General features: G+C 58.2%; 11 protein-coding genes. 9 read left to right on the top strand and 2 right to left on the bottom strand.

Translation table 11 applies throughout. From position 1 onward, the window contains the following. The first annotated feature begins 11 nt into the window (after positions 1 to 11). From J8E65_RS03535 to J8E65_RS03495, 9 genes are all read left to right on the top strand, one after another. A complete protein-coding gene (locus tag J8E65_RS03535) occupies positions 12 to 446 on the top strand; it encodes a MerR family transcriptional regulator (RefSeq protein ID WP_210373972.1) in 435 nt (144 codons plus the stop codon). Further along, positions 409 to 2,877 carry a heavy metal translocating P-type ATPase gene (locus tag J8E65_RS03530; protein WP_210373971.1) on the top strand — a complete coding sequence of 823 codons (2,469 nt, stop codon included), beginning with the start codon at positions 409 to 411 and terminating at the stop codon, positions 2,875 to 2,877. The genes J8E65_RS03535 and J8E65_RS03530 overlap by 38 nt, the downstream gene beginning before the upstream one ends. 112 nt (positions 2,878 to 2,989) lie before the next feature. Beyond that, the gene (locus tag J8E65_RS03525; protein ID WP_237181580.1) at positions 2,990 to 3,196 is read left to right on the top strand and encodes a cation transporter; all 207 of its coding nucleotides are present in this window, start codon (positions 2,990 to 2,992) and stop codon (positions 3,194 to 3,196) included. Positions 3,197 to 3,208: 12 nt separating this feature from the next. Further along, positions 3,209 to 3,622 (top strand): hypothetical protein, encoded by a 414-nt coding sequence (locus tag J8E65_RS03520; protein WP_210373970.1) that lies wholly within the window; start codon positions 3,209 to 3,211, stop codon positions 3,620 to 3,622. An 82-nt stretch (positions 3,623 to 3,704) separates the two neighbouring features. Then, positions 3,705 to 4,955 (top strand): TolC family protein, encoded by a 1,251-nt coding sequence (locus tag J8E65_RS03515; RefSeq protein WP_210373969.1) that lies wholly within the window; start codon positions 3,705 to 3,707, stop codon positions 4,953 to 4,955. Positions 4,956 to 4,976: 21 nt separating this feature from the next. Continuing rightward, a complete protein-coding gene (locus J8E65_RS03510) occupies positions 4,977 to 6,695 on the top strand; it encodes an efflux RND transporter periplasmic adaptor subunit (protein ID WP_210373968.1) in 1,719 nt (572 codons plus the stop codon). A 15-nt stretch (positions 6,696 to 6,710) separates the two neighbouring features. Further along, complete coding sequence (locus J8E65_RS03505; RefSeq protein ID WP_210373967.1) at positions 6,711 to 9,917, top strand: efflux RND transporter permease subunit; 3,207 nt, start codon at positions 6,711 to 6,713, stop codon at positions 9,915 to 9,917. Positions 9,918 to 10,030: 113 nt separating this feature from the next. Continuing rightward, positions 10,031 to 11,500, top strand: coding sequence for a hypothetical protein (locus J8E65_RS03500; RefSeq protein ID WP_237181579.1), 1,470 nt, complete (start codon positions 10,031 to 10,033; stop codon positions 11,498 to 11,500). After that, positions 11,500 to 11,850, top strand: coding sequence for a cupredoxin domain-containing protein (locus J8E65_RS03495; protein WP_210373966.1), 351 nt, complete (start codon positions 11,500 to 11,502; stop codon positions 11,848 to 11,850). The genes J8E65_RS03500 and J8E65_RS03495 overlap by 1 nt, the downstream gene beginning before the upstream one ends. Here J8E65_RS03495 and J8E65_RS03490 read toward each other — a convergent pair. Continuing rightward, positions 11,840 to 13,108, bottom strand: coding sequence for an MFS transporter (locus tag J8E65_RS03490; RefSeq protein ID WP_210373965.1), 1,269 nt, complete (start codon positions 13,106 to 13,108; stop codon positions 11,840 to 11,842). The genes J8E65_RS03495 and J8E65_RS03490 overlap by 11 nt on opposite strands. 1 nt (position 13,109) lies before the next feature. Continuing rightward, positions 13,110 to 13,820: a thiaminase II gene (gene tenA / locus J8E65_RS03485; protein WP_210373964.1), complete on the bottom strand. Its 711-nt coding sequence runs from the start codon at positions 13,818 to 13,820 to the stop codon at positions 13,110 to 13,112. Positions 13,821 to 13,849 lie beyond the last annotated feature (29 nt).

Genomic DNA, 13,849 nt, shown 5'->3' with positions numbered 1-13,849 from the left:
CAGGGAACACCATGCTCCTGACGCGCAGCGCGTTGGCCGAAGCGGCCGGCGTCCATGCTGAAACGATTCGCTACTATGAGCAGCGGGGGCTATTGCCTCCACCGCAGCGCAACGCCTCAGGCTATCGAACTTACAACACCACCGACATAGCCCGCTTGCGCTTTATTAAACGGGCACAGGAGCTGGGTTTTTCGCTTCGCGAAATCGAAGAGCTTTTGGCGCTCGAAGTAATGCCAGGTGCCCATAGCGGCTTGGTACGTGAGCGCGCGTTGGCCAAAATCGCTGAAATCGAAGCAAAAATTCGCGACCTAGCGCGCATGCGCGATACGCTCTGCCGCCTGGTAGCCAGCTGCGATGGCCAGGCGCCGATCGAGCACTGTCCTATTTTGCACGCTCTGCACGACGATCATGGAGCGCCCGACCACATTGGAAACCACCACTCCTGAAACGGAGCTTGCGCTCCGTCTGCCTGTGGAGGGCATGGAGTGTGCCGCCTGTGCGGTGCGCATTGAACGGCACCTGCGGCGCCTGCCGGGCGTGCGCGAAGCCAGTGTGAACTACGCTACAGGCGAAGCCGCCGTGCAGATCGACCCCCAGGCCGTGCACCTGGAACAGCTTATCACAGCCGTAGAAGCTGCAGGCTACGGCGTCCGTACCGAAACGCTCACGTGTAAGCTTACGCGCAGGCCTTCAGCCGACGAACTGGCAGCGCTCTTTGGCCGCATCAATGGCGTACTCACCTGGGAAGTGGTAACCGAAGACAGTGCGCCTGCCGTTCGGCTGCGCTACGTGCCCGTGATCGCTGACCCGACCCTGCTGCAACAGCAGCTTATGGCGGCCGGCCTGCTTGCCGCGCCTGAACACCTAACCAGTTCAAGCAACCGTGAGGCACTCCGACGCGAGCGAGAGCGGCTGTACCGAGACGTACGCCGACGCTTTTGGACAGCTGCGCTCCTGAGTCTTCCTGTCGTTGTGCTTGCCATGGGGCACGACACACTGGAGTTCCCGGGCTCTCTGTGGGTCCAGCTTTTACTCACAACACCCGTTGTTTTCTGGGCTGGCCGTCCATTCTTTACCGGTGCTTGGCGGGCTTTTCGCCACCACGCGGCAGATATGAACACACTGGTGGCCCTAGGTGTGGGTGCTGCCTATTTGTACAGTACAGTAGCCACCGTTTTTCCAGGCTTTTTTGAAGCTGCTGGCCGCGCACCAGACGTTTACTTCGAGGCCGCAGCGGTTATTGTGACGCTTATTCTACTTGGGCGCACGCTGGAAGCCCGGGCGCGCGCTCAAACCAGTGCAGCCATTGAGAAACTGCTTGACCTGCAGCCGCCCCGCGCACGCCTTGAGCGAAACGGCCGCATAGAAGAGGTTCCTATCGAAGCCGTACGCGTGGGCGATCGCGTCGTGGTACGCCCAGGGGAAAAAATTCCGGTAGACGGCATCGTCGAAGAAGGCATCGCCGCCGTCGACGAAAGCATGATCACGGGGGAATCGGTTCCGGTCGATAAAAAACCTGGGGATTTTGTTATTGGGGGCACGGTAAGCCAAAGTGGCGCGCTAGTGGTACGGGTAACCCGCATCGGACGCGACACGGTGCTCCAACAGATTGTCCGGCTTGTTGAAGAAGCTCAGGCCCGCAAGGCTCCGATTCAGCGCTTAGCCGACCGTGTAGCCGGGATCTTTGTCCCAGTGGTACTTTTGGTCGCCATCGCCACGTTTGTGCTCTGGTTCGACTTCGGGCCTGAGCCGCGCCTAACGCACGCGCTGCTCACGTTTGTTTCGGTACTCATCATCGCCTGCCCCTGTGCGCTGGGCTTAGCCACGCCTACAGCCATCTTGGTCGCCACTGGTCGCGCAGCTCAGCTTGGTGTGCTTGTAAAAGGCGGTGATGCCTTAGAGCGGCTGCGCCAAGTCGACCTGGTAGTCTTCGACAAAACTGGCACGCTCACTGAAGGCCGACCGCGCCTGGAGCGCGTTGTGCCGCTTAACGGCCACGATCCGGATCGGCTCCTCATATTGGCCGCGGCTGCCGAGCAGCGCTCAGAGCATCCGCTAGCTCGCGCTATTGTGCAAGCAGCCGAAACGCGCGGCTTCACGCTTCCACCGGTTGCCGACTTTCGGGCTACCGCTGGCTTAGGCGTTGAAGCCCGCGTTGATGGCCAGCGGGTCGAAATCGGTCGCCCAGCTTTTTTGGCCGAACGCGGCCAGCCGGTACCCCAAGAGGTTGCAGCTGCCCTAGCCGCCGAAGGCTACACCGTAGTAGCCATGGCGCTCGAAGGAAGGCCTGCAGGCTTGCTGGCCTTATCGGATACGCTGCGCCCTTCGGCCGAGCCGGCTATTCGCCTCCTGCATCGCATGGGGTTGCGCGTGGCCATGCTTACCGGCGACAGCGAAACGGCTGCCGCAGCGATAGCCCGGCAATTGGGCATCGATGAAGTGCACGCCAACGTGTTGCCACAAGACAAAGCCGCCGCCATTGCAGCCTTTCAAGCAGCAGGACATGTGGTAGCCATGGTAGGCGACGGCATCAACGATGCACCCGCCTTGGCCCAGGCCGACGTTGGGATTGCTATGGGCTCAGGCACGGATGTGGCTATCGAAGCAGGCGACGTAGCCCTCATGCGCCCAGACTTGAAGGTGGTGGTTGATGTTTTTCGGCTCTCAGCCCGAACGCTTCGCACCATCAAGCAAAACCTGTTTTTTGCGTTCATCTACAACGTGCTGGGAATTCCCATTGCTGCAGGTGTGCTTTACCCCTTCACCGGCCTACTGCTCAGTCCGGTGATCGCTTCGGCAGCCATGGCGCTTTCAAGCGTCTCGGTCGTCACCAACAGTTTGCGCCTGCGGCGCTTTCAAGTGGAACAATTACCTTAAGCCATGGACACCACAGCTTGGATTGTAACGCTTTTAGGCCTGTTGGCCATGGTTTGGGTCGTGTGGTACTTTTGGCTCTATGAACTTTCTGCTAAACCAACCGTAAAGAAACATGAAAACGCAGGAGACGCTTCGCATTGAAGGCATGAGCTGCCAGCACTGCGTGCAGGCGGTCGAACGTGCCTTAAAGCAGCTTCCTGAGGTTGAGGTGCATGTAGTCGAAATTGGCCGCGCAGTGGTCGCCTATGATCCAGCCCAAATTGACCGGAAACGCATCAAGGCGGCCATTGAAGCGGAAGGCTATGGGGTTGTCGAATAACGGTGTACGGACATGCGTCTGCAGCAACAACCTAGGATCATACGCCTACTGGCCATCGGCTTTTTAAGCTGGATGGCTGTGGGCCAGGTAGGTTCGTTGCTGCAAGCCTGCCTGAGCTTTCCCGGACCTGCGGCACAGGCCACTCCAACTTCGGCCTGTGCAGAACACCCCATGCCAGAGCCCGAGGCCGCACCCTCGGCTTCGTGCGTAGCCTGGATGGCCTGCTGCCAGGTGCGTCCGGCCACGCCTCCTAGCTCAGCTCCCGAACTGCGACCCTTTGGCCTTAGCTTAGCGCTGGTAGGGTTTGGTTTGGAGTGGGGGCCTCTTGTTTTCTTCACTCCACCTCTTCTACAACGGACGGCTTTCCCAAGCCGAAGATCGGGTCGAGCACGTCGACACTTGGTGCTTTCGGTGCTCCTGATTTGATGGGCTGGTGTGCGGCGCCGTAGTGCGCCAAACCGGTTTAGGGCTTGTTTTGCCTTCTTTACCATCAAATCAGGAGATGTATATGGTTGCACGTTACCTGTGCCTTTGGTTACTCCTTGTGCCGTCGGCTACGGCTCAACTCAGGCCCGATACAATATCGCTACAGGCACTGATTCAGGAAGCGCTCGAGGCCAATCCGGCCCTGCAGGCTTCCCGCTTGGCTGCCCAAGCCCAACGTACCCGTTCGGTGCAAGCCCGAGCGTGGCCAGATCCTGCCCTGGAGATAGGCTATCGTCCACTAGCGCTAGGCGGTTTAGACGGGGCAGTGCCTGCGTCGTTCATGCTTATGCAAGAGGTGCCTTTCCCAGGAAAAAAGGCACTAGAAAGCGAAGCAGCTCGCTTGGAAGCTGAGGCTATGACTTATGAAGCCGCTTCGCAAGCACTCAAACTCGTCTACGCCTTACGCACCACGTATTACGAGCTCTATCGTTTGGCAGAAACGCGGCGCTTGATTGAGGCCTTTTGGGAGCGCCTTGCTGCTTTTGCTGAAGCAGCAACGGTGCGCTACGAAGTCGGCCAAGAGTCGCAAGCCGCTGTGTTGCGCCTGCAACTCGAGCGGCACAGCCTCACGCAACAACTGTTGGCGCTAAAGGAAGCCTGGCAAGCGCAGTTTGCTAACCTGCGCCAGCTTACTGGACGCATCGACTGGCCCGACACCGTAGCGCTGGAAGCGCCGGCACTGCCTACCGCCTTGCCTACGGCAGCCATCGAGGAAGCGTTGCGCCGCCATCCAGAAGCCTTGGCGCTGGCATTCCGCGAGCAGCAAGCCCGAACGGAGCTCCGGCGGGCCCGTCGAGAATACTGGCCCGACCTGGTCTTGGGTGTGGGCCTGATGGACATGATGAATACGCCAGTCACTCCCTTGCAAGACTTGGGTCCACGCCTGGGCATCCGCTTGGGCGTGGTGCTGCCGGTGCAGCGACCGCGTCGCGCTGCCTATATCGAGGAAACGCAGCTAAACGCACAACGCTGGGCAGCGCAGTATACTGACCTGCGCAATCAGCTCACAAGCCGTTTTGCAGCACTGCAAAGCCAGTTTGCTGCTGCCCAGGCAAGCCTGACGTTGCTGGAGCAGACGCTCCTGCCCGCAGGCCGCACTACCCGCGAATCCCTGCTCAGTGCCTACACGACAGGACAGGCTTCGTATCTCGAGTTACTCGATGCCGAACGTGCGCTTTTTGAGCTGGAGCTCCAGCGCTTAGAAACCTTCACCCGACTCCTGGTCATGGCCGCGGAGGCCGACATGGTGCTGGGCCTGCTGCCTCAACCCTAAATCAAAACGGAGGAAACTGCCATGCGCTTGCCCTTATGGATTATCGCAGGCGTGCTAGGCCTGCTGCTTATTGCCTATGCCACATATGCGCTCTTGCGCACTCCTGCTACTTCTACAACCCCAGATACCTCTACCACTGCCCAGGCCCCGTCGCCCCAAGGGCTGGCTGCTTTCGACCTTGATGGCGACGGCATCGTCTATCAAGACCCCATGCATCCCTGGATTGTCCAAGATGCCCCAGGGAAAGCCCCCGACTGTGGCATGGACCTCGTGCCTGTCTCTGTTCACGAAGCCCTCAATCAGGAGGCAGAAGGCACTGTCCGCATTGATCCTGCGATGTTGCAGAATTTTGGCGTGCGGTTGACGACGGTTGAAGTAGCTCCCTTGGCTCCTACGGTTCGGACCACAGCACGCCTGGAGGTCAACGAGCAGCAGCTTGTGGCTGTATCGCCTAAAATCGAGGGCTGGGTGGAACGCCTCTACGTCGACTATGAAGGCGCCCGCGTCCGAAAAGGCGACCCATTGCTGGAGCTCTACAGTCCAGCACTGGTCTCTACCCAAGAGGAATATCTACTGGCGCTGCGCAATGTGCAGCAGCTGGCGGGTACACCGGCCCAAACCGATGCCCAACGCTTGCTTGAAGCAGCGCGTCGGCGGTTGCTGTTTTGGGACATCACTGCAGAGCAAATCCGCCAGCTTGAAACCTCTGGCCAAGCACGTAAAACGCTCACCCTTTACGCCCCTGCCTCAGGTACCGTACTACGCAAAGAGGTGGTTGAAGGCCAACAAGTGCAGCCGGGACAAACGCTCTTCGTACTGGCCGATCTCTCAACGCTCTGGCTGCAGGTGGACGTCTACGAACACGATCTGAGTTGGATCAAGCCAGGCATTACCGCCGAAATTACGCTGCCCTATGACCCCACCGTTCGGCTCCAAGGCCGGGTGGATTACATCTACGACACGCTTAATCCGGAGACACGCACGGCCCGTGCACGCATTGTCGTTCCCAATCCTGGCCTGCGCCTAAAACCGGGCATGTATGCCCTCGCAACCCTCCAGGGGCAGCCTACGCCGCCGCGTCCCCGCATTCCCACCGAGGCGCTCGTGCGTTATGGCGCAGAGGCCTGGGTGATTTTGGCGCTGGGAGAAGGGCGCTTTCGACCCGTGCGCGTGCAGCCTGGCTTAGAGGCTCAAGGCTATGTGCAAATCTTAGAAGGCTTGCAGGGTGGCGAACAAATTGTGGCACGCGCGCAATTTTTGATTGACTCCGAAGCACGGCTAAAGCAAGCCTTAGCTGCGTTCATGGGCGGCCATCAACATGGCGCGACCCCAGCTCCTGAGACGCAGCTCCAGCCTTCGCCTCGCGCGCCCGAACACCAAGAGCACGGCACGAGCCCAGCACCTAAAACACAACCCCAACCTTTGCCGCGCATGCCTGAACACCAGGGGCACAGCGCCAATCAGGATACAACGGTTGTTTCCTTACGGATTGATGCCAACGGCTTTGTGCCTTCACGCATCGAAGTTCCGTCTGGACGGCCGGTTCGCCTAACCGTTACGCGCACCACAGACCAGACCTGTGCCACGGCCATTCAGTTTCCCGAGCTGGGCATTGGTCCGGTAGATTTGCCCCTACACCAACCCGTAACGCTCACCTTCACACCAGCACGCGCGGGGGCCTACCTGTTCACCTGCGGGATGAACATGCTCAAAGGGACGTTGCTGGTACATGCTAACTAATCAACAGGCACGGCCATGATCGAACGCCTTATTACCTGGAGCGCCCACAATCGCTTGCTCATTTTAACGCTTACGCTCCTTATCAGCGCTTTGGGGCTGTGGGCTACACTGAACACGCCGATCGACGCTATCCCAGATCTATCGGATGCCCAAGTGATCATCCGTACGGAGTACCCGGGTCAAGCGCCCCAAATTGTCGAGGCGCAGATCACTTATCCCTTGGCTACCGCCATGCTGGCGGTACCCGGGGCCCGTACAGTCCGGGGCTATTCGATGTTTGGGACTTCGTTTGTTTATGTGATTTTCGAAGATGGCACCGACCTGTACTGGGCGCGAAGCCGTGTACTGGAATACTTAAATCAAGTAACCTTACCTGAAGGGGCTCAAGTCAGCTTGGGCCCGGATGCCACTGGCGTCGGTTGGGTTTTTCAGTACAGCCTAATTGATACCACGGGCCGGCATGACTTGGCTGACCTACGAGCCCTGCAGGATTTCTTTCTCAAATACGAACTCCAGTCCATTGAAGGCGTCTCAGAAGTAGCCACCGTAGGAGGCTTTCTCAAACAGTATCAGGTCGTTGTCGATCCACAAAAGCTACTGGCCTATGGCATCTCCATCGATCAGGTGCGCCAGGCCATTGCGCACGCTAACCAGGAAGTCGGTGCCCGACTTTTAGAATTAGGTGAGCGAGAATTCCTGGTGCGCATTCCAGGCTATCTGCAAGGGATCGACGATCTACGGCAAACCCCGCTTAAAGCGCAAAACGGCACTGTCATTACCCTAGGTGATGTGGCCCGTCTGCAAGTAGGTCCAGAGTTACGCCAGGGCATCTCCGAGCGTGATGGCGAAGGCGAGGTGGTAAGCGGCATTGTGGTTATGCGCTATGGAGAAAATGCATTGCGTGTTATCGAACGCGTAAAAGCCCGCTTGGCCGAGCTTCAGGCCAGCCTACCGGAAGGGGTGAAGGTGGTTGTAGACTACGACCGCTCACGGCTTATTCGCGAGGCCGTGCACACCGCTACCATCAAGCTCTGGCAAGAGCTGGCTGTCGTAGCGCTTATTGTACTGGTCTTTCTGCTGCATGTGCGCAGCGCTTTTGTGGCCTTAGTCGCGGTGCCTGTGGGGGTGCTGATCTCACTGCTGATTATGTATCTCCTCGACATTAACGCAAACATTATGAGCCTGGGTGGTATTGCCGTGGCTATCGGGGTCATGGTCGATGCCTCGGTGGTGATGGTAGAAAATGCGCACCGCCACCTGGAGCGATTGCGCGCGCAGCACAATCGCCCGCTGCGTCACAGCGAGCATATGCAGGCTGTGCTAGAGGCCGCCCGAGAAGCTGGCCCCAGCTTGTTTTTTTCACTGCTGGTGGTGACCCTGAGCTTCTTGCCCGTTTTTGCCTTGCAAAATATCGAAGGTCGCCTGTTCCGACCCTTGGCCCTAACCAAAACGTTTGCCATGGCAGCAGCCTCGCTGCTCGCAGTGACCCTGGTGCCTGCCCTGATGGTGGTTTTTGTGCGAGGGAAAATCCGCCCTGCAGCGCAAAATCCCCTAGCTCGCCTGCTGATGCAAATGTACCAACCGGTCATCCGCTACGCACTTCGCCATCCCTGGCAGGTTATCGTAGGTAGCCTGCTACTGCTTGGGCTAACACTACTGCCAGTTCAACGCTTGCTTTGGGGCCGGGTAGCGATTCCGTTTCCTCAGATTGGGTCGGAATTCATGCCTCCGCTCAACGAAGGTGACCTGCTTTACATGCCCACTACGCTCCCAGGCCTTTCGCCCCAAAAAGCCAAAGAACTGCTGCAGTTGAGCAACCGTATTATCAAAAGCTTTCCTGAGGTAGCTTCTGTAACAGGCAAAGCGGGCCGCGCCGAAACCGCCACCGATCCGGCACCCCTCTCGATGTTTGAGACCATTATTCAGCTTAAGGATCCTCGGGAATGGCGGCCAGGCATGACGCTTGACCGCTTGATCGAAGAAATGAACCGAGCACTGCAGATTCCTGGCGTTACGAACGCCTGGACCATGCCGATCAAGAACCGCACCGACATGCTGGCTACCGGCATGCGCACACCCCTGGGGATCAAGCTGATGGGGCCCGAGCTAGCTACGCTAGATCGATTAGGCACTACGCTGGAAAGCCTGCTGCGCAACATGCCCGGCACGCGATCGGTCTATGCCGAGCGTGCTACTGGCGGCAGTTATTTGGACATTGTAGTCAACCGCGCCGAAGCTGCTCGCTATGGGCTGACCATAGGTGAGGTGCTCGATGTTGCCCAAGCTGCTATTGGTGGGCTCCACGTAACCACCACCATTGAAGGGCTGGAACGCTATCCCGTGCTCGTGCGCTATCCCCAAGACCTGCGCGACAACTTACCGGCTTTACGCCAGGTGCTGGTGCCAACCCCTTCCGGGGCTCAGGTACCCTTGGGCCAGCTCGCGCACTTTGAGCTCACCGAAGGCCCATCGATGATCCGCAGCGAAAATGCCCGCCCAACCGTATGGGTGTATATCGACCTGGCCCCAGGCGTAGACATTGGCACCTACGTGCAACAGGCCCAACAGCTCCTGGCACGTGAACTTTCGCTCCCTCCAGGCTATGCTTTGGTTTGGAGCGGCCAATTTGAGTACATGGAGCGGGCCAATCGCCGCCTGCAAATCTTAGGGCCATTGACCCTTGGTTTAGTCTTTCTAATTTTGATGCTACACTTTCGTAACCTCCGGGAACCCCTGATGTTGCTTTCTACGCTGCCCTTGGCAGCCATTGGTGCGGTATGGCTGATGGTGGCGCTGGCCTTCGACATGAGCGTCGCGGTGGCGGTAGGATACATCGGTGTGGTAGGCTTGGCCGTGGAGACCGGCGTGGTGATGCTCACGTTTCTGGACGAAGCCGTACGTCGCTATCGTCAGGCAGGACAGCTTAGCACCATTGAACAACTTCGCGCAGCGATCGAAGAAGGCGCATTGCTGCGCTTGCGGCCTCTGCTGATGACCGTATCGACCACGCTCATTGGCCTGCTGCCCATCATGTTCGGCACTGAAACCGGCGCCGAAGTAATGAAGCGCATCGCAGCGCCAATGGTTGGTGGACTATTCACTGCGGCCGCTTTAACCTTGGTCGTACTACCAGCCTTGTATTTGCTCGTGGAGCGCTATCGGTGGCAGCGCAGGACTCAAGAGCCCTCTGAAATGCTGCTGGCTACTTCCACAGACAACTAACGATAGGCGTGTTTTTTGTAGGGCGTCTGTATGCTAATTTCCCCCAGCCTGATCTCAAACTGTTTCGGCCATTGGAAATGCACAGACGCCTTACGCTGTGGCTGGGCCTGTGCATGGCCGTGCACCTTGCGCAGGCCCAGTCGACGCCTCCTCGGGCCACCCTGCTAGAATGGAGCGCTGAAATGCGCCGCCTGGTCCTGGACCGCACACACGGCTACGGCGGCCGCTACTACGAAGGCGAGCTTTTCCGCACGTTCACGCGGGCCATGGATCACGAGTATGAGCTGGACCTGCTCACCTATCGGTTCAGCCTGTTTGAGGATCTCTTATGGACGCGAGCCAGTGGTGGCTACCGGGTCTACACCGGCAGCATTGACTACGGCGAATTTGTTACCGAAAGCCAGCTTCGTCATACAGTAACCCTAGGCCAACGCAGCACGTTTCGCGTTTTTGGCCTTCAGGAAGAAAACCTGCGTGCTCGCCGTTTTTTTGTCGAGGTAGGCTATTCCTATGGGTTGGCACCCCAACACCACCTAGGCCTGCAGCATACATTGGGCATGGACAAAGAAGACCTGGACCTGTCGCTTCATTACACGTGGCGCTCTCTAGCGCAAGGGGGAGTGCACGTTGAATTGGGTTTGCTCGACTGGACCAGCAACTTCGTTTATCACCTCATTGCAAATAGCAACCGTGGTTTTGACACGCGTCAACGCTACCTTGAACAGCCGTTTTTCGTTGCTCTAGAAGCCACTACGCCTTTGAGCTGGCCGCTACGTGCGGAGCTAACCGCTGGCACGCAGCGTCGCTCAAGGGCCCGCGTTGACGCAACCGTAGCCCGCATTCCTGGCTATGGCGGCTTTCTAACGGAACACCTGGCCACGTTCTACAACACGGAGGCCATTCGCTACATAGGTGCGCTGGTGGAATATCCGGGGCCGTTTTTCACCCTGGGCGCTACCTATCGTGGACGCTATGGCCGCCTGGTACGCACCCCGAGCGCCGACAGCACGGGCTGTTGGAACGCGGCCAGGGGCCTAGACCGCTGCCAGGTTCCCTATCCCTACGACTTCCGCACCCGCGAATACACCAGTGCCCTAGGCCTGCATGGGGCCTTGCAGTGGTGGCGACTGGAACTGCGCACCGAATGGATCCGCGCTATCAACAAAGACCAAATCGAAGGCGCTGCTTTGCCTGCAGCGTATCGCAATCCACACGACTTTCGCGAACGCCGTCTGACCGGTAAAGCACGCATCAGCTACCTTACGCCCACCGGATTTTGGAGCGCAGTAGAGCTCAACGTGGAAGACCGCAAGGTGCGCGGTCCACGACAGAGCGGCACCATTAACTTGCCTTTCCGGCGGAACTTCCCAGACCAAGTGGTCCCCTTTAACCGACGCATTACGCTGCTTTTGGGATATCGACGTCCTACGCTGGAACTCGTCGTAGGCGTGTCCTACGATCACGATGGGGATCTCTACAGCGGCTGGGGCATTCCTAGCCAATGGCGCGACAAGCCCGCCCGATTCGACGGGGGATTTTTTCGCTTGCAACTGACTTGGCCTGCTGCAAAGCCGAGCCTTTGATGCCACACGGATTTTACTGCATCACCCTCAGCCTACTTCTCTTAGCCGGCATAGCTTGCAATGTAGGCACGGCCACGATGCCAACCGAGATTCAAATTGAGGCTGGCATGGTGGGCTTTCGTCCCTCGACAATCGAGATTCCAGCTGGAAGGGCCGTCCGACTCGTCTTCACCCGCACAATCGACAGCGTCTGCCTAGAACAGGTGCAAATTCCGGATCTAGGGATTGGCCCAGTAACGCTTCCTTTAAACCAACCCGTAGTCATCGAGGTCACCGTACCCAAAGCTGGAGCGTTTCAGTTTACTTGTGGCATGGGGATGACGAAGGGCACCCTGGTGGTTAAGCGTTAAGCGAAGAAGCTAGGGGGCGCGTTTCATCTAACGTCGCCACAGCCACCAGGCCCGAAAGCACCGTAAGCGCAGCAACAGCGGCAATAGCCCAAGGAATGCTGAAGGCATCGGCAAGCATTCCAGCCAGCAAGGCCCCAAATACATAGCCACTATCGCGCCAAAGCCGATAGACACCGACTGCTGTCGAACGCCAAGCGGGGTGGGCTACGTCGCCAATCACGGCCAGCAGGGTTGGATACACCATGGCTGTTCCGATCCCTAGGCCCACCATAGCCATTGCCTGCCACACGAAGCTGCTAGAGAGCAGCATGGCCCCAATGCTTAGCCCTTGCAATAGCATCCCACCTGTGATGAGCGGCCGCCGACCAATGCGGTCGGAGAGGGCACCGGTTACAAGCTGGCCTAGTCCCCAAACAGCTGGATAGAGCGCCGCTAGCCATCCGATTTGGGTCAAGCTGTAGCCCAAGGCCATAAAAAACAACGGGAACAACCCCCAGGCCATCCCATCATTTAGGTTGTTTACCAATCCGGCTTGACACACGGCAAACAGTCGCCGGTCACGCCACGAAGTGCGTATCCATACTTCCTTGAATGAAGGTAAGGCCTCCCAGGCTGCAAAGCGCTCTTGCGCTTCTAAGGCAGCGTGGTGCTGCGTCTCGCGTACAAACAGCACCGAAAGCAGCAAACCGGCTAGGGTCAATCCCACACCTAGGTAAAACGGGTGGGGCCGCAGGGCATAAGCGGCCGCGACATAGCCGGTGGCCAACGCTGCTAGCGATACCGCCAGATAGCCGGCGGCTTCGTTGAGCCCCATGGCCAGTCCGCGCTGCCGCGGACCCACCAGGTCGATCTTCATGATCACCGTCATCGACCAAGCCAGACCTTGATTGAGTCCTAGGAGCACGTTTGCTGCTACGACCCAACCCCAAGAAGGCGCCCACATCAGGATCCAAGGAACAGGCAATCCTGCCAGCCAACCCACCATCAGCACACGTCTTCGACCAATTTGGTCGCCAAGTCGTCCGGCCAATAGGTTCGCTAGCGCCTTCACCAAGCCAAAACTGGCCACAAACGAGAGCGTTGCCGTCCGGGAAGCAATGCCAAATTCCTGCTCGGCTAATAGAGGCAAAATAGCCCGCTCCATCCCCACCATGGCACCCACGAAGGCATTCACTACCACCAGCAGGCTAAACTGCAGCCAGTTGGCCCGCAACCCTAAGCGAAGCGTTGCGGCATCGGTCGTTACACGATCTGCCATATTAAATGGGCCAATGTTGGCATTCCCAGGCTTGCTGCCAAAACATCCACTCGTAGCGTACACTCACGAGAAAGGCTGTTTTCGCACGTTCCCGCGCTGCTTCGTCGGCTGCACGGGCAAAGCGTTCAAGCCGTTCGAGTAGATTTTCCATGTACGTGTTAAACGCTGGGTTGCTGTACATCCGCAGCCAGTCGGCATAGGGATGCGTATCAGGAATCGTGCCCAGTTCACGCGCCAAATGCTGCCCTAATTCAATATACAACCACGGGCAAGGTGTAACAGCCGCCACCGCTTCAACCAGCGTGCCACGCATGGCCGTGGCGATCATGTGATCTTGATAAGCCCGGTTATTGGGCGTAAGCTCGATACGGGCTACCTCTTCGAGCGTGTACCCTAGCTTTTGTCCATAGCCTGCATGCAATTCGCGTTCAACGACCAATGCCAACCGGGCCGCTTCAATGAACCAAAGCTTGTCTTCCGGACGCACGCACCGCGTGGCGATCAGGCTACAGGCGTCGGCGAAAGCCTCTAAGTAGCGCGCATCTTGCATCTGATAGAAGCGAAATCGCTCTGCGTCAAGCGTACCCTCGGCCAGAGCCCGTACGAACGGATGCCGAAATGAAGCACCCCAAGCCTCGGCAGCAGCTTCCAAACATGCCTGTGCAAAGGGAGGCACGGTGAAAACTCGTTCGATAGTTTCTGTCTTTGCCATAGCACCTTAGAGAGTTTAGGAAAGGAGAG

Origin of the sequence: Rhodothermus bifroesti, assembly GCF_017908595.1 — a bacterium.
Classification (GTDB): domain Bacteria; phylum Bacteroidota; class Rhodothermia; order Rhodothermales; family Rhodothermaceae; genus Rhodothermus; species Rhodothermus bifroesti.
The sequence above is the reverse complement of the archived record's forward strand: the minus strand, read 5'-3'. Positions and strand labels throughout refer to the sequence as shown.